General features: G+C 65.1%; 14 protein-coding genes. 13 read left to right on the top strand and 1 reads right to left on the bottom strand.

All coding sequences use genetic code 11. The annotated features are described in order from the left end of the window. Positions 1-150: 150 nt before the first annotated feature. The 4 genes from FPY90_RS11930 to proA all read left to right on the top strand — a co-directional run bounded on the left by FPY90_RS11930 (position 151) and on the right by proA (position 10,804). Positions 151-1,197 (top strand): zinc-binding dehydrogenase, encoded by a 1,047-nt coding sequence (locus tag FPY90_RS11930; protein ID WP_498685579.1) that lies wholly within the window; start codon positions 151-153, stop codon positions 1,195-1,197. Positions 1,198-1,277: 80 nt separating this feature from the next. Then, positions 1,278-2,585 (top strand): MFS transporter, encoded by a 1,308-nt coding sequence (locus FPY90_RS11925; protein ID WP_071214326.1) that lies wholly within the window; start codon positions 1,278-1,280, stop codon positions 2,583-2,585. Between the two features lie 53 nt (positions 2,586-2,638). Next, a complete protein-coding gene (locus tag FPY90_RS11920; protein WP_498681170.1) occupies positions 2,639-4,108 on the top strand; it encodes an aldehyde dehydrogenase (NADP(+)) in 1,470 nt (489 codons plus the stop codon). Between the two features lie 390 nt (positions 4,109-4,498). Beyond that, positions 4,499-10,804, top strand: coding sequence for an anti-phage protein ProA (proA, locus tag FPY90_RS11915; RefSeq protein WP_498681168.1), 6,306 nt, complete (start codon positions 4,499-4,501; stop codon positions 10,802-10,804). A 37-nt stretch (positions 10,805-10,841) separates the two neighbouring features. Here the strand turns inward: proA and FPY90_RS11910 are convergent, their stop codons facing one another. Next, on the bottom strand, positions 10,842-11,684 hold the full coding sequence (locus FPY90_RS11910; RefSeq protein WP_498681167.1) for a DUF1684 domain-containing protein: 843 nt from the start codon (positions 11,682-11,684) through the stop codon (positions 10,842-10,844). A 551-nt stretch (positions 11,685-12,235) separates the two neighbouring features. Here FPY90_RS11910 and FPY90_RS11905 point away from each other — a divergent pair. The 9 genes from FPY90_RS11905 (at position 12,236) to FPY90_RS11865 (ending at position 22,828) form a co-directional block, all read left to right on the top strand. Beyond that, positions 12,236-13,999, top strand: a complete 1,764-nt coding sequence (locus tag FPY90_RS11905) for an FAD-binding protein (protein WP_498681165.1) — start codon at positions 12,236-12,238, stop codon at positions 13,997-13,999. Between the two features lie 18 nt (positions 14,000-14,017). Continuing rightward, complete coding sequence (locus FPY90_RS11900; RefSeq protein WP_498681163.1) at positions 14,018-14,920, top strand: LysR family transcriptional regulator; 903 nt, start codon at positions 14,018-14,020, stop codon at positions 14,918-14,920. 99 nt (positions 14,921-15,019) lie between these two features. Continuing rightward, positions 15,020-16,369, top strand: coding sequence for an MFS transporter (locus tag FPY90_RS11895; protein ID WP_498681161.1), 1,350 nt, complete (start codon positions 15,020-15,022; stop codon positions 16,367-16,369). After that, on the top strand, positions 16,366-17,244 hold the full coding sequence (locus tag FPY90_RS11890) for a shikimate dehydrogenase (RefSeq protein WP_071214314.1): 879 nt from the start codon (positions 16,366-16,368) through the stop codon (positions 17,242-17,244). Before FPY90_RS11895 ends, FPY90_RS11890 begins: the two co-directional genes overlap by 4 nt. A 54-nt stretch (positions 17,245-17,298) precedes the next feature. Continuing rightward, positions 17,299-18,099: an IclR family transcriptional regulator gene (locus FPY90_RS11885; protein WP_498681159.1), complete on the top strand. Its 801-nt coding sequence runs from the start codon at positions 17,299-17,301 to the stop codon at positions 18,097-18,099. A 244-nt stretch (positions 18,100-18,343) separates the two neighbouring features. Continuing rightward, positions 18,344-19,726 (top strand): MFS transporter, encoded by a 1,383-nt coding sequence (locus tag FPY90_RS11880; protein ID WP_498681158.1) that lies wholly within the window; start codon positions 18,344-18,346, stop codon positions 19,724-19,726. A gap of 196 nt (positions 19,727-19,922) precedes the next feature. Continuing rightward, positions 19,923-21,077 carry a Gfo/Idh/MocA family protein gene (locus FPY90_RS11875; RefSeq protein WP_498681156.1) on the top strand — a complete coding sequence of 385 codons (1,155 nt, stop codon included), beginning with the start codon at positions 19,923-19,925 and terminating at the stop codon, positions 21,075-21,077. A gap of 45 nt (positions 21,078-21,122) precedes the next feature. Continuing rightward, the gene (locus FPY90_RS11870) at positions 21,123-21,968 is read left to right on the top strand and encodes a sugar phosphate isomerase/epimerase family protein (RefSeq protein WP_498681155.1); all 846 of its coding nucleotides are present in this window, start codon (positions 21,123-21,125) and stop codon (positions 21,966-21,968) included. Between the two features lie 20 nt (positions 21,969-21,988). Beyond that, positions 21,989-22,828 (top strand): aldo/keto reductase, encoded by an 840-nt coding sequence (locus tag FPY90_RS11865; RefSeq protein WP_498681154.1) that lies wholly within the window; start codon positions 21,989-21,991, stop codon positions 22,826-22,828. Positions 22,829-22,859 lie beyond the last annotated feature (31 nt).

Genomic DNA, 22,859 nt, shown 5'->3' with positions numbered 1-22,859 from the left:
TGGGACGATTTTTTGACTTCAACGACACGTGATCACAGGCTATTTCCTAGTCGCCGTGACAAACGTCACGAGCGACAAAATCGTTACGAGGAGTCGTTTGTGAAAGCCGCAGTCATGACAGAGCCCAATGTGCCCCTGAGGGTGACCGAGTTGGTCATTAGCGCGCCGGGCCCTGGGGAAGTCCGGGTCCGGATAGAGGCAGCAGGCGTATGCCACAGCGACCTTCACTATATGAAGAACGATCTGGCCTGTAAGACGCCGATTGTCATGGGGCATGAAGGTGCTGGGATTGTCGAAGAACTTGGAGACGGGGTCCGAAGCGTGGCAGTTGGTGACAAGGTAATCATGACGTGGCGACCTCGATGCGGCTCCTGCGAATACTGCTCTTCTGGTCGTCCGGCGCTTTGCACTCTGGGCAAGATCCACGCCGTCACTAATGGCTTGCTGCGCGGCGGTTCTCGCTTGGATCATGATGGCACGGCTGTCCATCACCTCATGGGTGTTTCCTGCTTTGCGCAAGAGTGCGTTGTTTCCGAAGAATCCCTCATCAAGGTTCCTAAGGAAGTTCCTTCAGCCATTGCGGCAATCGTAGGATGCGCCGTCGTAACTGGCATGGGTACGGTACTCAACGGTATGCCGCATGCTGCCGGTGAATCCGTGCTTATTGTTGGTGCCGGCGGAGTCGGACTTTCGGCAGTCATTGGGGCAGCCGCAGTCGGCGCCTACCCCATCATCGTTGCCGATATCGACGACCAGAAACTTGATAAAGCGCGGGAGCTAGGTGCCACCCACACGATCAACAGCAAACTCGTGGACTTAGTTACTCAAGTTCTCGAGATCACTGAAACGGGAGTTCACTGGGCCATCGAAGCGATCGGGCGTGAAGAAACCATTACTGCGGCCGTTACCGCACTGCGTCCACGAGGCACCGCCTTCGTAATTGGACTGGGCAACCCGAATACCGACATCCGTTTCCCCCTGAATCAAGCGGTCCAACAGGAAAAGACCATCCGAGGAAGCTTGTACGGTTCCTCAAATCTCTCGGTTCAGATTCCACAAATCCTGCGGATGTACCTGGCAGGAAAACTGCCTCTGGACGCAATGCTGGGCAACAGCTTCGCGCTCGATGAGATTAACGAAGCTTTCGACGACTTGTCTGGCGGCGGCGCGGGCCGGGCCGTCATCCTCATGACTTAGTCAACTCGAACTAAATCGACATAGGAAGGCCACAGCAGCGTAGCTAGGGCATTCCCTGATCACTCACACAGGAGTTCTAAATGTCAGCCCAAACATCTGCGGTGACCATCCAAGTCACCAATCAAGACCGCAAGCGCGCTCTCTGGGGCAGCGCGGTCGGAAGCACCATCGAGTGGTACGACTATTTCCTCTACGGCACAATGTCGGGCCTCGTTTTCGGTCCGCTCTTCTTCCCCTCGGATAATCCAACCGCCAGCCAGATGCTCTCCCTTGCATCGTTTGCTCTTGCCTTCTTCGTACGACCCATTGGCGGCATATTGTTTAGCCACATCGGTGACCGAATCGGCCGGAAGAAAACGCTGCTAGTCACCCTGACTATGATGGGCGTTGCCACTGTTGCTATCGGTCTGATGCCTACTTATGCAGCCATTGGTGTAGGTGCCCCCATCCTCCTGACAATCTTGCGCCTCATCCAGGGTCTGGCGTTGGGCGGTGAATGGGGCGGGGGGCTGTTGCTGGCCGTCGAATATTCTCCGAAGGAACGCCGAGGATTCTTCGGCGCAGTTCCGCAAACTGGTGCGCTCCTGGGACTGGCCTTGGGAAACATTGCCACGCTTGGCGCCGACGCTCTTTTCCCCAAGGAAGCGTTCCTCACATACGGATGGCGAATTCCGTTCCTGCTTTCTGCTGTTCTGCTTCTGGTTGGTTTGTGGATCCGACATCGAGTCGATGAAACCCCGTCCTTCCGTCAGATGAAACTTGCCGGCAACGAAAAGCGTATTCCGATCGTAGAAACGCTCAAGTACCACTGGCGATCGGTCCTCATCGCAACCGGTGCCAAGATTGTCGAGACATCTACGTTTTTCATTTTCGCGACGTTCACCGTCTCATACGCCATTTCACTGGGTTACGAACGGACTCCCGTACTAGCGATAATTCTGATCTGCTCGATCCTCGGCGTCTTCTCCATGGTTAAGTTTGGCGCGCTGTCCGACAAGATTGGTCGCAAACCGGTATTCATTGGTGGCTCCATCGCTGTTATGGCCTTCATCCTGCCTTACCTGTGGCTTCTGAACCAGAAATCGCTCATTCATTTGGCTATCGGTTGCTTCATTGGTTTCGCGATCATTTGGCCAAGTTATGGATCGCTCATCGGAACGCTCATTGCCGAGAGCTTCACTCCGGATATCCGATACACGGGCGCTTCTTTGGGGTACCAGCTTGGTGCAGCGATCGCCGGTGGGCCCGCTCCGCTCATTGCAACTGCACTGCTGACCGCGTTTGCCGGCAGCTACGTCCCGGTCGGCCTGTTCGTTATGCTCTGTGGCGCCATTTCGGTCGTGGCAGTTTCATTCGCCAAAGAAAAGCGAAATCAAGAAATCGACTAATTTCTGCTGCAACCTTGGCTGAGGCCTGGGTGAAGCTCCTAAGAAAGGCAATCATGGCGCTCACACTTGAGACCATAAATGAAACATCGGCAGCCGCACTGGAACTCATTCTGGCAAAGGCGGAATCCTCCTTCGAGCCATGGGCCGGCACCACACTGATCGAGCGTTCTGAAGCATTGGAACTCATCGCCGATCGGCTCGACGAAGCCTCGGACGAACTCATCAGATTAGCAGTGGCGGAAACGCACCTGGCGGAACCCCGGCTCCGGGGTGAACTGAAACGAACAACGTTCCAGTTGAGGCTCTTTGCCAAGCAGGTTCTCGGAGGAGAATTCCTGGATGCGCGAATTGACCATAAGGACGACGAGTGGCCCATGGGTGCTCCTCGTCCCGATTTACGCCGAACTATGCAGCCTCTTGGCCCAGTTCTCGTGTTTGCCGCCAGCAACTTCCCTTTTGCGTTCTCTGTCGCCGGCGGTGACACTGCATCTGCACTGGCCGCTGGTTGCCCCGTAGTGCTCAAGGTTCACCGCGGACACCCGGCGTTATCCCGCAAGACCGCGGATGTGGTTCTAACCGCACTCGTGGATGCCGGAGCGCCGGACGGAACCTTTGACATAATTTTCGGAACCCGAAATGGCGCTGAAGCGCTGGCGGATTCTCGCATCAAAGCTGGCGCGTTTACCGGGGGAATTCCAGGTGGGCGAACGTTGTTCGACATTGCCTCGGGACGTGCAGAACCAATCCCCTTCTATGGTGAAATGGGCAGCAACAACCCCGTATTCGTTACTCCGGCAGCAGCAGAGGAGCGTGGCGGATCCATCGCCCGTGAGTTCGTGACCTCCTTTACTCAGAGTGCGGGGCAGCTTTGTACAAAGCCAGGAACTCTGTTTATACCGAGCGAGAGCGTAATTCTTGATGAGCTTCGCAATATGGAACTTCCATCGGAAGCGCCCCTGCTCAATGAAGGAATTTTGGCTGCATTCTCCGATGCCAAAGAGAAGCTCGAGGGCCACGCCGGGGTACAAGTGCTGAACGAATCCAATTCACGAACGAGTGGCGATGCCCGGCCGATACTCTTTCACACCACCTTGGAGCAAATTCGCAGGGACCCAGAGTCGTTGCTTGCAGAGTGTTTCGGTCCGGCAGCACTGGTCATTACGTATGAAGACTCTTCGGAGCTCAGCGAAGTGGCAAGGCTATATGAAGGTCAACTAACGGCTTCGATCCATGGCACTGATTCATGTGAAGTGGGATCCCTCTTGCAAGTGCTCTCACATAAGGCTGGACGAGTCCTCTGGAATCAGTGGCCAACGGGTGTTTCTGTCACTTACGCACAGCAGCACGGTGGCCCCTACCCAGCAAGCACCGCGGTGCAAAGCACCTCTGTAGGCACGGCGGCTATGGATCGTTTCCTCCGCCCTCTGGCTTTCCAAGGATTCCCGGAGCACCTCTTGCCAACCCATTTGCGGGAATCGAATCCCTTGGGAATTCCGCGACAAGTTAATGGTGAGGGCGATTGAAAGCTGATTGCCACAGCAAGAGTTTCTGACCGCGTGCCCTGAAAAGGCCGCATCCCCGAGCAGCAACATCGCATTTGATTCGCGTTCGGGGTACCGTCTGGCCGATTCCACTCACATCGGTGGAAGTCGCGGTCGTCCATGCGCCGTCAGCGATGCCGCGGTGCTTCAACTGACAACATCCTAACAAGACCCGACGAAGCCGCCTGCGGAAGATGAGCATCTTCCGCAGGCGGCTTCTCTTCGAAGAGGCATAACGTAGCGCCCACGATGGGACCCATGAATTTCCTTACCTGCGTGGGATAAGTTCTAAGGAACGAATGGGTGGGCACGGCAAATGTCGAGCCCGCGGGGAAACAAAGGACGGCACACTTGACGATTCACAGTGACTATATGGGAAATGCACTGGAAATCGTCTCCGGTGCCCTCGCGGTGTTCACGGACCAGAAGCGCGCGGCCCGAACCGCGGCCGCCGGCTGGACGGGATTGGCGGGACAACTCGACCACGTCCTGGGCAATCCCGGTGCGTCCACGGGCATCGTTGACCTTGCCGCGCAACTGCGCGAACTATGCTCCGCACCTGAAGACCACGGGCTCTCCGAAAAGCAGAGCCAGCAAGCGCGCCGGCTGCAGGAAATCCACCAAGGCTGGGCGAATGGCACCGCCTTCACAGCGATCGACATGCAGCGCGCCCTGGAAACCTGCAAGGATTTCCTGGCCGGGCTGGATCTCGACCACGAGGCCGAGCAAGTGGCGGAACTGCTCCATTCCTCGGCCGTGGGCGACCATCCGCCGGCTTCGGTCCGGGGACCAAGCCGCGGCTCCATTTCGGTCGACATCGCACACGGCAAGTCGGTCAACTACGCCACGGCACACACGCACACGCGCATCCTCGAGCGGGTGGTGCTGGAGAATCGCGCCGGCCAACCACGTTCGGTTCTGGTGACCGCCGTGGTGATGAGCGGGAACCTGCCGATCTCCGCCGTGGCCGATCGCCGCCTGGAACTTCCTGCCGGGGTGAGCACCCTGCACGACCTGGATGTGGTGCTGGATCCGGCTGCCTTTGCCCTGATCGATTCGAGGCGCCCGGGCACGTTGATCGTGCGGGTGGCGGAGAACGGGAAGCTGGTTGCCGAGCAATCCGGTTCCATCGAGTTGCTGCCGGCGAGCCATTGGACCGGTGCCGGAACCCAGGCCAACGCCGAACTGCTGGCGGCGTTCGTGCAACCGCAGCACCCGTTGCTCACCGAGCTGCTGTCCGAGGCCGGCGACATTTTCCGTGCCCGCACCGGCACCTCGAACCCCGACTCCGGACTCGGCGGATCCGAACGGGTGGATGCGTCGGTCGAGTCGATCTTCGAGGTGCTCGGCACCCGCGGCATCCGCTTCGGGGCCCCGCCGGCGAACTGGGACCTGGCCGATCTGGGCGGGCAATACCTCCGCAGCGCCCAGGAGGTCCTCACCGAGCGTGTTGGCTCCTCCCTGGAAACCACGCTGCTGTTCTCCGCGCTGCTGGAAGCCGTGGGCATCAACTCGGTGGTCTGGCTGGCCAAGGACCATGCATTCCTGGCCTATTGGCGGACCCCGGAGGGGGCATTGCCCAGCAGCAGCCTCGATGCCGAGGGCGCCGGGGCACTGGCAAACCTGGTGGCGGCCGGCCACCTTCGCATCGTGGAGAGCACCGCCATCACCACGGACCGGCGTACCTCCCTCGCCGAGTCCTCCGCCGCAACCATGCGTGACTACGCCCAAGGTGCAACTGCCGCCGAACACCTGGTCTTCGCCATCGACATCCGCGCCTCGAGGCGCAGCGGGATCACCCCTCTGCCGGCCCGCGGGCTTTCGGAGAGCGGCCGGCCTGTCGTCATCGAGTACAAGGCAGCGGCCTCGGACACCCTGGCACGCTTCTTCAAGGAAAAGTCCGAGCGACAACGCTCGGCACCGGTCTCCGCGGGCAAGCCTGCGCCACCGCGCATCACCGCCTGGAAAAACGGGCTGCTGGATCTGTCCCTGCGCAACCGCCTGCTGAACTTCACCGAACGCGCGCGTTTCCCGCTGGCCGTTCCGGAATCCGTGGTGGACGGCTTCGAGGACCTGGTCAACAACGGGCGGGCCATCGAACTGCTGCCCGCCGACGAGATTTCCGCCCTGGATGCCCAGCGATACACCTCCGGCCCGTCGCTTCCGATCGAGCGGCGCATCGAGCTGCTGCTGAACCGCGGGAAGGTCTACACCCGGCTGGAGGCGGACCGCTACCTGACCCGGCTTCGCCGGATGGCCGGCGACGCCAAGCGGATCGTCGAGGAAAACGGCGCCAACAACCTATACCTGGCCGTGGGGTCGCTGAACTGGTCGATGGACGGGCGGGCGCTGCGCTCGCCCTTGTTCCTGGTCCCGGTGCGCCTGTTGCCGGCCGGACGCGGAAAGCACTATCGCATCGAAATCGACGAGACCGGCTCCTCCACCCCGAACTACTGCCTGAGCGAGAAGCTGCACGAGCAGTTCGGCCTGCGCATCCCCGGGTTCGAGGACCCGGTGCGCGACGAATCGGGCATCGACCTGGCCGCCGCCCTCACCGCGCTGCGCGAGGCGCTGGTGGCGGCCGAGCTTCCCTTCCACGTGGAGGGGAGCGTGGACCTGGCGATCCTGCAATTCGCGAAGTTCCGCATGTGGCGCGACCTGGACGAGAACTGGGAAACCTTCATGGACGCCCCGCTGGTGCGCCACCTGGTGCAGACCCCGACCAGCGAATTCATCGACCCGGCAAGCACCGAGGCCGAACCGGTCGTTGACCTTGACCGGCTGGCCGCCCAACTCCCGGTCCCAGCCGACGCCTCCCAGCTCGAGGCCGTCGCCGCCGCCCGGGCCGGGCGCACCTTCGTGCTCGAGGGACCTCCGGGCACCGGGAAGTCCCAGACCATCACCAACCTGCTGGCCCACGCCATGGCCAACGGGCAGCGGGTGCTCTTCGTGGCGGAGAAGCGTGCCGCGCTCGAGGTGGTGGCCAAGCGCCTGAACGAGGTGGGGCTGGGGGAGTTCGCCCTGGACCTGCATGACAAGGGATCCTCCCCGAACGCGGTGCGCGCACAGATCAAGGCATCCCTCGACCACCTGGTCTTCGCCGACACCGCGGGGATGAAACTGGCCACCGGAGACCTGGAAACCTCGGTCCGCCGCCTGGCCGGCTACGCCCATGGCCTGCACGAAGCGAATCCGGCCGGCTACTCCGCCTACGGGGCATACAACGCGGCGCTGTCCATGGACCCCGACATCGCCGCCCTGCCGATCCCCGAGGCCTTTGCCGCGCAGGCCGGCGAAGCCGAGGTTGCGGCGGTGCGCGAGGCATTGCTCCAGCTTCCCGACACCGCCCAGCCGGCCAACCCGCGGCTCGAGCACCCCTGGGGATTCATGGGCGGCCCACTCACCGACGACCAACAAGCCGCCCTGCTGGGATCCGCGGCAACCCTGGAACTCGCAATGTCCCAGGCGACCAGCACACGAAACGACGACGCCGTTGCCGCCCTGGTCGATGGCGCCGCGGCACCGGAACACCTGGTGCACCTGGCCGACCTGCTCACCGCCGCAGTCCCGCTGCCGGTGCTCGATGCCGCCGCCACCTCCACTTGGCAGGAACGCTCCACCGCGCTGCTGGCCGAAGCCACCCAACTGGCGAAAACCATGGATTGGCTGCCGAACCTTGTCGCACCCGCGGTGCTGGAAAACGACCTTGCCCCGGCACACGCGGCGGCCACTGAGGCCAACAAATTCGGCTTCCTGGGCATTGGCCGAAACAAGCGGCGGCTGCGGGTCATCGCCGAACACTTCGGCCCGCAGTGGAAGGGCACCAACGACGACGCCAAGAACATTGTGCCCATCATCGAGTCGTTGATCGAGGCCCGGGCCCGGTGCGCAAGACTCGTGCAAGGCCTCGGGGAACTGCCGGGCCTGGAGCCGAACGCGCACTGGAATCCCTTTGTCGACGGCGACATCGCCTCGGTGGCCGGGCAGCGCGAGAAACTGGTGCACCTGGCCGGGCTGCTCTCCGAAGCCGGGGCCACGGGTGCGGATGACCGGTATATGACCTTGCTGCGCGAGCTGCTGGGCCGGACTGCTCCGTTCCCTGCCGCGCTCGCCGGGGAACTGCGCAAGGTTGCAGCGGCCTGGGAAGCATTGCGCGACGCGGTTCCACGCGAAACCCACACGCCGTCGGCCTGGAGCGACGCACCGGGATTCCTGGGCAGGTTCGGCCGCAGCTCCGCACAGCGCGGCACCGGGTCCCAGGCCCAACGCGACCTGGAACGCTGGAACGCCTTCATCGAAAACCTCGAGCCGCTCAAGACCCACGGGCTCGAAGCTGCCTGGGAACAACTGGCCACCGGGGTCTTCCCTGCAGGTGATGCGCTGCGCGGATTCGTGCGCGGCACCGCCGAATCCGCCCTGGCCGAAAGGCTTGCGGCCAACGGATTCGATGCCTTCAACTCCGAGGCCCAGGCGCGGGCCATCCAACGGTTCGCCTCCTCATCGACGGCCTTGCGCAAGCACGTGGGCAAGTCCCTGCCCGAGGCGATCAGCCGGCAACGTGCGGAAAAACTGAAGAGGGCCGAGAGCCGCATGGGGGAGCTGGCGCGGCAGCTCGAGCGCCGCCGCGGAGGGCTGAGCGTGCGCAGGCTCATGGATTCCTACGGGGACCTGGTCACCAGTATCCTGCCCTGCGTACTGGTCAGCCCCGACTCCGCCGCCCGGTTCTTCCCGCCGCGGGCCGGGGAATTCGACATCGTGGTCTTCGACGAGGCCTCGCAGATCCGCGTCGCCGACGCCATCGGCACCCTGGGCCGGGCCAAGTCGGCGGTCATTGTGGGGGACTCCAAGCAGATGCCGCCCAATTCCTTTGCCGAGGTGTCCATCGACCCGCAGGACGATGAGGAATCCGAGCTGCTGGTCGCCGACGAGGAATCGATCCTCTCCGAGGCGGTCATGGCCCGGGTGGACCGCCGCTGGCTGTCCTGGCACTACCGCAGCCAGGACGAGTCCCTGATCGCCTTCAGCAACAAGCATTACTACGCCGGCAAGCTCTCCTCCTTCCCCTCCCCGCGCAACGGGGCCGCACGCACGGGTCCGGACGGTTACGGCATTTCCCTTCGCCGGGTCCAGGGCACCTTCCACCGCACGGGTGCCGCCGGCATCCTGCGCACCAACCCGGTGGAGGCCGGGCACATCGTCGCGGAGATCAAGGCGCGCTTTGATGCCTCACCGGAAGCGGTCCCCTCCATCGGCGTGGTCACGTTCAACGCCCCGCAGCGCGACCTGGTCGAGTCCCTGCTGCGCGACCATGCGGACGAACGCCTGGGTGCCGCGTTGGATGCACAGGAGGAAGGCCTGTTCGTGAAGAACCTGGAAAACGTCCAGGGCGACGAGCGGGACGTGATCCTGTTTTCCACCGCCTTCAGCGCCAACGAGCGCGGACGGCTGCCGTTGAACTTCGGCCCGCTGAACAACATCGGCGGGGAACGCCGCTTGAACGTTGCGGTGACCCGCGCCCGGCGCCAGGTCATGGTGTTCACCAGCTTCGACCCAGCCGACCTGCGCGCCGAGGATTCCTCGGCGCTGGGCATCAAGCACCTGCGCGCCTACCTGGACCTGGCAGCCGAGGGCACCCACGCCCTGGGCAACGGCTCGCTGGCCGTGATCGCGCGCGACCGGCACCGCGAGCAGGTGGCAGCCGCCCTGCGGGCACGCGGGCACCGGGTGGAAACGAACCTCGGGCTTTCGGACTTCAGGATCGATGCGACGGTGGCGCTGCCCGAGCGCCCTGACGAGCCATTGATGGCGATCCTGCTCGATGGCGAACCCTGGGCCGCGCGCAAGACCGTGGGGGACCGCGACGGCTTGCCGCAGGAGATCCTGCGGAACCTGTTGGGCTGGGAATCCGTGGTGCGGATCTGGTTGCCGGCCTGGCTCCAGGATTCCGAATCGGTCCTCGCCTCCATCGATGCCGAACTGGCAAAGGCTTCCAAGGTCCGGGCGGCCAGGGAAACGGCGCCACGCAAGGTTTCCCCGAACAAGCGAAAAACCGAAACCGCGGCCTCGGTGGCAAAGGACGCTCTTGAGGCGGAAACCGAGGTGCAGCCGCGCGGTTATCCGGGAAAGGCCGTACCGTTCACGCCGTGGGCTGCCCGCCTGGCGGGAACCGTCGATGAACTCGACGAGTTGAAGAGGGCCGCGGGCAAGCGGAAGGCCGCCGCACTGCTGGCCGAGATCGTGGAAGCGGAAGGACCGATCCAGCAACGGCGGCTGGCCAGGCTGGCCATCAACGCCTACGGCCTGGGCAGGGTGTCCGCGGCCCGGGAAAAATCGATGCTGGCGGCACTGGACAAAAAATCCCACACCATTGATGCCGACGGGTTCATCTGGCCGGCCAAGCAGGAACCAGCCCGGTGGATCGATTACCGGACCGGATTCGCGGCGCACGTACCGGGCATCGAGGAGATCAGCCCCCGGGAGATCTCCAACCTCATGTGTGCGCTGGCATCTCTCACCGGGGAATCCGGCGTCGAGGAGCTCAAACGCGAGGCCATGGGGATCCTGGGGTACGGGCGCATGACCGAGAAGGTTTCGGCAGCGCTGCAGCAGGGGTTGGAACTCGCGGTGCGCGAGCAGCGCCTGGAATCCGTGGCCGGCAGGATTCGTCCGGCCGGGTAACCGCAGGGCCGTCGGTCGGGCAGGACCGAATGCCTGGTTACGTGGCGAATCGCTCGTAGGGGATCTTTTCCCCGGCCTCAATGGCGACCTTCAATCGATTCTCCGCCGGCGGCAGCGGGCAGGTGGCCAGGTCGGTGAACGCGCAGGGCAGGTTCACCGCCCGGTTGAAGTCCAGGACAACGCTGCCGTCGGGGCCCGGCGCCCCGACACGCAACGAGCGGTTGGCGGCATAGGTGGTCTTGCCCGAGGTGGCATCGGTGAACAACACGTTCAGCGATCCGTCCGCGTGCCCGTTGAAGGCGGTGAGGACGTGGGTGGTGCCGTCGAGTTCGAAGACGACTTCGCCGGGAGCCTGATAGACATGCTCGATGCCCTCGACCGCCGCGCCAACCCGCGTCGGGCGGGGTTCGGCGAAACGGCGGAAGGTACCGCGCACGCGCCACCGCGCATCCGGTGCATAGGTCGGGACGCCCTTGAAGTCCTGCAGCAGCGGGTTCTGCGGGTGCCGGGGGCGCAGGATGTACCTGCCGCCACGCTTGGCCGCTTCGATGACGGTTTCGCCGTGGCCCACGTCAAAGCCTTCGTGTTCGGCGATGCTGCCAAGCCTTTGCACGCCGGTGACCGTGGCGCCGTTGAAGAGCAGGGTCTCGCCCTGGGCCAGGCCCACATAGAGCCAGTCGTCGTGGACCCACCACTGTCCCGGCAGGCCCTCGAAGCGCGTGGCTTCGCCGGTGACCCAGTGCAGGGCGGTGACTGCAAGGAACCCGAAGGGCGCCGACAGCGACTGCAGGCGGTGTTGGTGCCAGCTGCGCCAGTCCGTGGCAAATCCGGCGACATCACGTTTATCCGGCACGATGGGGGCGAGCGTCGGGGTAGCCATGGTGTCTCCTCGTCGTCGTCTCGAACCGTGTTTGCCGTTACCGGTGGCCGTTTCGACTGTTCGGTGTGCAGGGGGTGCGGGCCCCCTGGTGGCGGCCATGCTGCCAATGTTTGCACCCTTTGGGGCAGCGGTTCGAGAAGGACGACGCGGGAGGTCGTGGGACTTCATCCAAGGAAACAATCGCCAAGCCACGCACTGCCCCAGGGGGATGAATAGTGCGATTGTTACGCGACCGCCAGGGTGGACTCCGGAGCAGTGAGCCACTGCCGTCGGCTTTGAGGTTCAGCACGGTGCATCCGGTGTTGTCCGACACCGCGGACCGTCAGGTGTCGGCCGCGGTCGTGGGCGCGCCCATCCGGGTTCGTCGTATCCGTGCCAGGGCGGGGGCCGCTCGGGGTGGCACGGCCCGAGATTCGGCTTGCGACGATAATTGTATCGATTGAACACATAATCAATGATCGAATTTGTCATGGACAGTACATAGATTCACATCTCATAATGAGGGGAGGAAAAGCCAGTGACGCACAGCACCTGTGCCGTGAAGGAGAACCATGAACCAGAATCCGGACAGCAAGTGGGACCAGGAAGTGGATCTCCTGGTCCTTGGGACCGGAGCGGCAGGCCTTTCGGCGACGTTGACCGCCGCGGCGCAAGGCTCAAGGGTTTTGGCGCTGGAAAAGACCGAATACCTCGGCGGAACGACGGCCTATTCAGCCGGCACCTGCTGGGTGCCCAACAACCGCTACCAGCGCGAAGACGGAAACCTGGACGACCACGCGCGCGCCGTGCGCTACCTCGATGCCGTGGTGGGGGACAAAGCCCCGCGCGAGAGCCGCATGGCCTACCTGGACGCCGCACCCAAGATGCTTGACGAGATGCACGACCTCGGGGTCAGGTTCCTGCGCTCCCCGGCAGTCGTCGACTACCACTCGGAAATGCCCGAAACCGGACAGACCGGCCGCGCTCTGGAACCAGAGCCGTTCGACGGACGTCAACTGAGCGCCTCCGACTTCCGCCGCGTCCGCCCCCCGGTGCCGGAGTTTGCGCTCATGGGCGGGACGCTGATGCTGCGCCGCCCCGACGTCGCCGCGTTGCTCAAGCTCTACACCGGCTCGCTGGCCGAGCGCGGCAAAGCCGTGATGCTGGCCGCCAAGCTCGGGTTCCAATGGGCCCTCGACCGGCTGACCCGCCCTCGCGGCACCCGGCTGGTCATGGGCAACGGGCTGGTGGCCCGGCTTTTCCACGAATCCCGGAACCGCGGTGCACAATTCCTCTTTGGAGCCCACACCACAGAGCTGATCACCGAGGCCGGAACCGTCATCGGGGCCGTGGTCGTGCACAACGGCAAGACTCTGCGCATCCGCGCCCGCCAGGGTGTGGTGCTGGCGGCGGGAGGCTTCTCCCACAATCCGGCACTGCGCGAAAAGCTCATGCCCAAGCCCACCCCGCGCTACTCGAGGGCCGGGGAAGGCGCCACGGGCGACACCCTGGCGCTCGCCGAGAAGGCCGGCGCCGTGCTGGGGCGGGACGACGGGGAAAACGCGCTGTGGTTCCCCAGCTCCATCGGCCGACGCGCGGACGGTTCCGAGGTGGTCTTCCCGCACATCTGGGACCGGGCCAAGCCCGGCGTCATCGCCGTGGGGGCCGCCGGCACGCGTTTCGTGGACGAGTCCGTCTCCTACCATCGCTTCGTGCGCGCCATGTTCGAGTCCCCGGAAGCCGAGGCCGTGCCGGCCTGGTTGGTCGTCGACTCGCGCACCCTGGCCAAGTACGGGCTGGGCATGATCACCATGCCGCACCTGCCCCGTGCCGCCCTGCGGCGCTACATCAACGACGGTTACCTCTACGAGGCCCCAACCCTGGGCGATTTGGCCCGGCAGATCGGCGTGGACGCCATGGGCCTTGAAGCCACGGTGCAGCGCTACAACGGCTTTGCCGCCACGGGCGTCGACGAGGACTTCCACAAGGGCGAGCTGCTCTTCGGCCAGGTGGCCGGGGACCCCGCCCACGGCCCGAACCCGAACATCGGCCCGGTGGCCAAGGGCCCGTTCTATGCGATGGCCGTGGTGCCGACCCCGCTGGCCACCTCCTTCGGCATCGAAACCAACGCAAACGGGCAGGCGCTGAATGCGGAGGACGAGCCGGTCGCCGGGCTCTACGCCGCCGGAAACGACGCCGCCTCGGTCATGGGATCGGAATATCCCGGGGCCGGGGTCCAGGTGGGCGCCGGCATGGCCTTCGGCTGGGCCGCCGCACGCCACGCGGCTGGCGGCGACCGTGCTGCGGGTAGTCTGGAGAAGCTCAAGGCCAAGTAGGAACGCGCGGAGGTCGACATGGAAATTCGGTGGTTGGAAGCCTTTATCGCGGTTGCCGAGGAATTGCACTTTGGCAACGCGGCAGTGCGGCTTCGCATGGCCCAGTCGCCCCTGAGCCAGACTATTCGCAAGCTCGAGCGCTCATTGGGTGCCGAGCTCTTTGTGCGCAGTACCCGCTCCGTGGAGCTGACCACTGCAGGGCATGCATTGCTTCCGCATGCCCGCGAAGTCCTTGAGCAATTGCGCATCGCGGCACAGGCCGTCAAGGTGCCCGAGGGACGGGTATACGGAAGCCTGGCCCTCGGGTTCACCGGGGTGCTCAACCACCTCTCCCTGCCGCCCCTGACCCGCGCCCTGCGCAAGACGTACCCGGACATCGAACTCACCCTGGTGGGGCGGGTGATGACCCAGGATGCAGTGCACCAACTGGATTCAGGGGCCCTTGATCTTGCCTTTGTCGGGCTGCCGGTGGACTCGACCCGGATCAATTCCAGGTTGCTGGCCCAGGAGGCCTTCGGGGTGGTGCTCCCAACCGACCATCCGCTGGTTTCGGGGGCCGCCGTGGACCTGACCGACCTTGCGGACGACCAATTCATCACGCCGCCATTGGCTGCGGGTTCGGCCCTGCACGAATCCACCATCAGGGCCTGCGCCGATGCCGGATTCTATCCGCAGGTGGCCCAGGAGGTCAGTGATCCCTACATGATCATGATGCTGGTGGCTGCCGGCATCGGCGTCGCCCTGCTGCCCGAGGGCATCGCCGCCTTCGTGCCGCCCGGAGCCGTGTACGTTCCGCTGAGCGGCGTCCCCCGCTACATGAACCACGGGCTGGCCTGGTCGACCAGACCGGGGTCCCTGGCCCGCGAGGCCTTCCTTGAACTGAGCGAGAAGGTGCTCCCATCACCGGAAATGATTGTGTAGTTTTCACACATTGTCTATGTGTAATTAGGTCGTGGACATAATAAGTGCGTGGGGTCACACTTGATGAAGTTCCTCCATCGGGGGAGAGAAAGGATCATCATGAACACCACGACCCCCACCGCCCGAGTTGCCCGGCCCAAGGCCGGGCCGCAGGCTCGACGCGCAGCGCTCTCAGGATTCCTGGGCAGCACACTTGAGTACTACGACTTCTTCATCTACGGCTCCGCCGCCGCCCTGGTTTTCTCCCACGTCTTCTTCCCGGCGGATGGAGCGAACGCGGTCCTGCTTTCCATTTCCACCCTTGGCGTCGCGTACGTCGCCCGCCCGCTGGGAGCGGTCATCTGGGGTCACCTGGGCGACAAGTTCGGCCGGAAAAACACGCTGATGGCGGTGCTGGTGCTCATGGGCGTGTCCACCTTCCTGATCGGTTGCCTGCCAAGCTACAACCAGATCGGCATCTTCGCCCCGATCCTGTTGGTGCTCCTGCGCCTCTTCCAGGGCCTGTCCGCCGGCGGCGAGTCCCCGGGCGCCGCGTCCCTGTCCATGGAGCACGCGCCGGACGACCGCCGGTCGTTCTTCGCCAGCTTCACCATGAGCGGGATCATGTTCGGCATCGTGCTGGCAACCCTGGTCTTCATCCCGGTCGCCTCGATGCCCGACGAGCAGCTGTGGAGCTGGGGCTGGCGCATCCCGTTCTGGATCAGCATCTTCCTGACCTTCTTCGCGTTCTGGATCCGCCGCCACCTTGAAGAGCCGGAGGTCTTCGAGGAGGCCAAGGAAGCCCACGAAGTTGCCAAGATCCCCTTCGTCGAGCTCTTCAAGAACCATTGGACCGCCGTTGTCCGGGTCATGTTCTCCTCGACCTTCGCGATGATCAACACCATCGTCAACGTCTTCGCCCTGGCCTTCGCCGTGGAGCACAACGGCATCGAACGCACCACCATGCTCGCCGCGATTGCCGCCGCAAACTTCGCCGCAGTGCTGACCCAACCGCTCTATGGACACCTGGCCGACAAGATCGGGCGCAAACCCGTCTTCATCGGCGGCGTCCTGGGTGCCGGGGCCATGATCTTCGTCTTTTTCAACGCCATCGGCACCGGCAACGTGGCACTGATCTTCATTTCCTCGATCATCCTCATGGGCGGGCTGTATGCCGCGCCGAACGGTTCCTACATGGCATCCTTCCCGGAACAGTTCCCCGCCACCGTCCGCTACTCCGGCATGGCCATCGGCCTGATGCTGGGCCTGCTGGTCTCGGGCTTCACCCCGGCCGTCGGCACCATGATGACGGCCGGCGACACCTCCAACTGGATGCCGGTGGCCATCATGTGCGCAGGATTCTCGGTGCTCTCGGCGATTGCCTTCGCCACAGGACCGGAGACCTACAAGATCCCCACCGCACAGCTGGGCATGACCCGCGCCGAACGCAGTGCGCTAGGGAACAAGTGAGCGTCCGCACGCACCGCGTCGGGCTGATCGGCAACGATCTGGGAACCTCGCTGTCCCCGGAGATCCACCAGGCGGAGGCCGCCGCGCTGGGCCTGGCCGGCTTCAGCTACGAGGCCATCGACCTGGCAGGGATCCCGGAGCCTGACCTCGGCCGGGTGCTGGCAACCGCCATCGCCGACGGGTTCACCGGTTTCAACATCACCCACCCGCACAAGCAGGCGATCATCCCGTTCCTGGACGCCGTCGCCCCGGACGCCGCAGCCCTGGGCGCGGTCAACACCGTGGTGATCGAGAACGGCCGGTTGGTGGGCCACAACACCGACAGGACGGGGTTCCTGGCCGGGCTGCGCCGCAGCCTGCCCGAGAGCACCGCACGCCAAACGGTGGTGCTCTTCGGGGCCGGCGGGGCGGGCTCGGCCGTCGCCGCCGCGCTGCTGGATTACGGCGTGGGCCGGCTGCGGATCATCGACACCGACCATGGGCGGCGGGAGCAGCTGCACCGGCTGCTGGTGCGAAGCTTGCCCGAGGGCAGCGCCGCGACCGTCGAGATCGCGGGCACCGACATGGCCGAGGCCTGGGTGGGCGAGGCGCAAGGGGTCGTGAACGCAACCCCGATCGGGATGGAGCACATCCCCGGGACCCCGTTTGACCTCTCGTGGCTGACCGGATCGCAGTGGGTGGCCGATGTCATCTACCGGCCTGTGGTGACCGGTCTTCTCGCCGCGGCGGCGGACCTTGGCTCACCGGTGGTTCACGGCACCGCCATGCTCGTCGAGCAGGCCGCCGACACCTTCGAGCTGGTCACCGGCCGTTCGCCGCGGCGGGAGAGGATGCGCGAGCGGCTTGCGGGCCTGCTGGCCTCGGCGAAACCGTAACGGCTGCACGTTTGTAGACTGGTCTTTGGTGGTCACGAGGGAAATGGAGGGATCATGGCGAATTCCCGTTCCGGGGAATCGGTCGTCGACCGGATCGTGAAGCTGCTCAGTGCCTTTGAGCGCTCCACCCCGGCATTGACGATGAGCGAGCTCTCCCGCGCCACCGATCTGCCCACCAGCACCACCCACCGGCTGGCCGGCGAGTTGCTGGCTGCCGGCTTCCTGGACCGCGACGAAGAGGGCCGCTTCGGCATCGGGGTGAAAATGTGGGAGCTGGCCGCCCGTTCCAACCCGGTGGAGGAATTCCGCCGCCGCGGCCTGCCGGTGCTCGAGGGCATCCATGAGGCGGTTCGGCAACACGTCTCGCTGTCCATCCCCAGCTTCGAGGACTTCACGGTGCTCTACCTGGAGCGCCTGGACAAGCTGGGTGCCGCGGTCAACCTTGCCGAGGTCGCGGGGCGGTTGGACATGCACTCGACCTCCGCCGGGTTGTGCATGGTGGCGCATGCGCCGCACCGGATCCAGGACGAGCTCCTGGCCGGCACGTTGGCGCAGTCGACCCCGCACACGGAGACCAACCCGGGCCGCGTCCGGGCGCACCTGGCACAGATCCGCGAACGAGGCTTTTCCCGGCTGGCCGGAGTCCTGGTCAAGGAGAACGCCGCCTACTCCGTGCCGGTGTTCGGCATGGGCAACGAGATCATCGGGGCGATCACCGTGGTCACCCCGCTTCTCGAGGAAGACCCCAACCTGATCATCCCGGTGCTGGTGGCCGCCGGGCGTTCGCTCTCGCGCTCCATGGGTGCCGAACAGCGTCCCTACGGGTCGCGCAGCTGGCTTCCCCGGGGCAAGTAGCGGCACGCAGCAAGGCCGCAGGGAATGCGCCCTGCCTGTCGCGGCCGAGGGAACTTTCCCATTGGACGGGAAAATGTGGCGGCGGGGTTCGGAAGCTTCCTAAGGTTGTAATCCAGCGCACGAGATGGGCATCACAAGCACCTTCAACGAGCCAGGCAGCTCCCGCGACCCACACCCCGGCCGTCGCCGCTGATGCCACCGCGCAGACACCCCGAATTTTCCTACGTTCCTCAGGAGGGCTCCCATGCCCCGCACACAGAATGACCCCGCCGCCCACGTCCCGGATCGCGCCAGCGATGAGGTTGTGGCACCGGAACCGTTGCGCAGCCCGCGCAAGGCCGCCCTGGCGGCCTTCCTGGGATCGACCCTCGAGTACTACGACTTCTTCATCTACGGCACCGCCGCGGCACTGGTCTTCAACAAGCTCTTCTTCCCGGATGCCGACCCGGCGGTCGCGCTGCTGGGATCGATGGCCACCTTCGGCGTCGGCTACCTGGCCCGGCCGCTGGGCGGCATCGTGATGAGCCACGTGGGGGACCGCGTGGGACGCAAGCAGGCACTGATGATCACGCTGCTGATCATGGGCGTCGCCTCCCTGGGCATCGGGCTGCTGCCCACATACGAACAGCTCGGCTGGTGGGCCACCGGCCTGCTGATCCTGGGCCGGCTGGCCCAGGGCTTCTCGGCCGGAGCGGAGGCCGCTGGCGCCTCCACGCTGACCGTGGAGCACTCCCCGGAAGGCAAGCGCGGCTTCTACACCTCGTTCGTGATGACCGGATATGCCTCCGGAATGGTGCTCTCGACCCTGGTTTTCATCCCCATCGCCGCGCTTCCCGAGGACCAGCTGATGAGCTGGGGCTGGCGGATCCCGTTCCTGCTCTCGGTGGTCGTGCTGGCCGTGGCCTACTGGGTCCGGACCCACTTGGATGAGACCCCGGTCTTCGAGGAAGAGGTCAAGGCGGAGAGCACCGGTGCCAAGCAGAAGGCCCCGGCCCTCATCGTGCTGCGCACCCAGTGGCGCGACGTGCTGCGCATCGTGTTCATCACCATGTACGCCGTCATGCAAACCATTTTCACCGTCTACGCCCTGGCCTATGCCACCGGCCCGCAGGTCGGCATCGACCGCACCACCATGCTGGTCATCAGCGCGGTGACAGTCGGGCTGTCGATCTTCACCATCCCGCTGGCCGGCCACCTTTCGGACCGCTTCGGGCGCAAGCCGGTGCTGCTCATTGGAATGCTGGGCTGCTCCGTGACCATCTTCGGTTATTTCTGGGCCATCGGCGAGCAGAACATCGTCTTGATCTTCGTCTTCGGCCTGCTGAACATGTCGGTCTTCTACTCGGCCTGGAACGGCGTGTGGACGGTGTTTTTCCCGGAGATGTTCGCCGCCCCCGTGCGCTACTCGGGCATGGCCATCGGCAACCAGTTCGGCCTGGTCCTCACCGGCTTCGCCCCGGCCGTGGCCACCCTGCTGACCGGTCCGGGCGAATATGGCTGGCTGCCGGTGGCAATCTTCGCCGTCAGCTGCGCGCTGGTCTCCGCGATCTTCGTGATGACCGCCCGGGAAACCGCGTTCACCCCGATCGAGGAGCTGGGCACCGGCAGCTGGGCACGCGCCAACTAGCGTCACCCTGGCCCGCCAACCCCTCGCCGGATGGCGAGGCAACCAGTAAATGTGCAAGTGGAATCGATGTTTTCGAACGTGCTTCCCATTCAACAGGCAACCTGACCACGTGTCCTGCGCCACTTCCTAGAGTTGAATCCATGCACGGCGGGCAACCGCGAAGCACCCGACAGACCCCAACAGAAAGGCCTGGACCATGTCCGGATCCACCACCGCATCCACCCCGCGCTTGCGCGTGGGCATCGTGGGATGCGGCAACATCAGCCGCAACCACCTCGAGGCCTTCACCTCCCTCGGGAATGTGGAGGTCATCGGGGTCTGCGACGTCGACATCACCCGCGCGCAGGCCACCGCCAAGTCTTGGAACCTCGCCCACGCGGTGGACTCGGTCGACGCCCTGCTGGCGCTGGGCCTGGACATCGTCTCGGTCTGCACCCCGCACCCGACCCACGAGGAAGTGGTCCTGGCCGCCGCGGCTGCGGGCGTGAATGTCTTGTGCGAAAAGCCGATTGCCGTGGATGTTGCCTCGGCGGAACGCATGGCCAATGCCTGTGCGACCGCCGGGGTCAAACTCGGTGTGCTCTTCCAGCGCCGCTTCTGGCCCGCGGCCCGCGCCCTGCGCGAGGCCATCGACGACGGCACGCTCGGCGCACCGGTCATGGGCCAGGTCTCGGTGCTGCTGCACCGCGAACCGGAATACTACTCAGCCGACGCCTGGCGCGGCACCTGGGCGAATGACGGCGGCGGGGTGCTGATGACCCAGGCCATCCACTACATCGACCTGCTGCAGTGGTACATGGGCCCTGTCGCCGAGGTCTACGGGGCGATCAACACCTTCAAGCACGCAGCGAACATCGAAGTCGAGGATTCGGCCTCCGCGGTGCTGAGGTTCACCAGCGGGGCGATCGCCACGCTGACCGCCTCCACCGCCGCAAACCCGGCACTCGGGGTGCAGATCCGCATCACCGGTGCCACCGGAGCCACCGCGGAGCTGAGTGAATTCCCCGAGGGCAGCGACGGGCGCCTGACCATCATGGCCGCGGGCGACACGGTGGCCAGCACCCCGGCGCACCCGGCCGACGCCGTCGCCAACGTCGGGCTGGCCGGCATCAACGCCGCGCTGATCCCGCACCACCGCGAACAGATCGCGGAGTTCGTCCACGCCGTGACCCACTCGCACGACCCGGCCGTCACCGGGCAAGACGCCACCAACGCGTTGCGCATCCTGCTGGCGATCTACAAGTCGGCACGCACCGGGGAGCCGGTGCGCTTCGCACCATTCCCGACCAATGTCCCCACGGCCCCCGATGCTGTCGTGGCCCGGCTCGATTCCATCACCCCGGGCGCCTAGGCCCCGGCCCCATTCGTTTCCCACCCCCATGATTTGAGCGAGAACATGACAAGCACAACCCAGCAGATCGGCCTGGCCCAGCTTTCCCTGGTGGGCACCGCCCCGCCGCAATTGGTGCGCATCGCCGCCACCGCGGGCTTCGATTTCATCGGCGCCCGGGTCCGCCCGGTCACCGCCACCGAACGCGCCTACGACCTGCAGCCGGGTTCGGCGATGCTCGCCGAAACGCTGCGTGCCGTGAAGGACACCGGGGTCGGGATCATGGACATCGAATTCCTGCTGCTCGACGGCACCGACCAGCGCACCGCCTGGCGGGCAATGATGGAAGCAGGCCAGGCGCTGGGCGCAAACAGCCTCACGGTCGCCGCCGCGCTCACCGACCACGACAAGCTGGCCGAAATCCTGGGGCAGATGGTCCGCGACGGTGACGACTTCGGCATCGTCCCGACCCTGGAGGTCATCTCCTACCAAAGCGTCAACTCGCTGCCCCTGGCGGCGAACCTGGCCCGGGACACCGGCTGCAAGCTCGTGGGCGACACCCTGCACCTGAGCCGGGTCGGCACCACCGACGAGCAGCTGCTTGAACACGCCGGGCTGATCCCGATGCTACAGCTCTGCGACGGCCCGGCCGTGGCCCCGGCGGACCGTGACGGCCTGGTCCATGAATCGCGCTCCGAGCGCGGGGTCCCGGGCGACGGTGACTTCCGCCTCGCCGAGATGGTCGCGGCCCTCCCGGCCGATCTCCCATTGAGCGTCGAGGCCCCTTCGGACTCCACGCTCGCACGCCTCGGCGAACAGGGCTGGGCCAACACGCTCAAGGCCGGAGCCGATTCCGTCGTGGCGGCCGCCAATGCGCTGCGGGCCGCGGCCCTGCTCCCGCAGTCCAAGTGAAGTCTCGAGAGGCCAACACCATGAACACCACCAACACCGCGGCAGCGGATCTGGAGATTGCTCCCGGCGTGCGGGCCCCCATGCTCGGTCTGGGGACCTGGCCGCTGCTCGGCGAGGAAGCCGCCGACAGCGTCGCCCGCGGCATCGCCAACGGCTACCGCCACCTCGACACCGCGCAGAAGTACGGCAACGAGGACGCCGTCGGCGAAGGCATTCGCCGCAGCGGCATGGCCCGCGAACAGCTCTGGGTCACCAGCAAGCTCAGCCTGCCGGGCCACTCCCGCGGCGGCGCCATCCAGAGCTACGATGCGGCGCTGAAGCGCATGGGCCTGGACTACCTGGACCTGTTTTTGGTCCATTGGCCCAACCCGCAACTCGGCGGCTACGTCGAGGCCTGCCGCGGCCTGCAGGACCTGGTGGACGCCGGACGCCTGCGCGCCTGGGGCGTGTCCAACTTCAAGGCCACCCACCTGGACGAGGTGCTGGCCGCGGGGCTGAAACCGGCCATCAACCAGATCCAGGTTGACCCGCAGCACCTGCAGAAACCCTTGCTGGAGGCCAACGCGGCACGCGGCATTGCCACTGCGGCCTACAGCCCGCTGGGCCGCGCCGGGGATTTCCTTCTTGATCCTGCCATCACCGGCCCGGCAACCGCACACTCCAAGACCCCGGCCCAAATCGTGCTGCGCTGGCACCTTGACGCCGGCCGCCTTGCGGTGCCGAAGTCGGCCAGCGACGCACGCCAGCGCGAGAACCTCGAGGTCTTCGACTTCAGTCTCACTCCCGCCGAACGCGCGGGGATCGACGCCCTGGACACCGGGGCCGGACCGCGCCTGGACTCCGACGAATACGGCCATTAGGCCCGGGACTTCACCTTCCCTCCCTCCCTTT

Origin of the sequence: Arthrobacter sp. C2 (genome assembly GCA_024207135.1) — a bacterium.
GTDB lineage: Bacteria > Actinomycetota > Actinomycetes > Actinomycetales > Micrococcaceae > Paeniglutamicibacter.
Note: the sequence above shows the minus strand (reverse complement) of the source record. Positions and strands in the feature narration are given on the sequence as shown.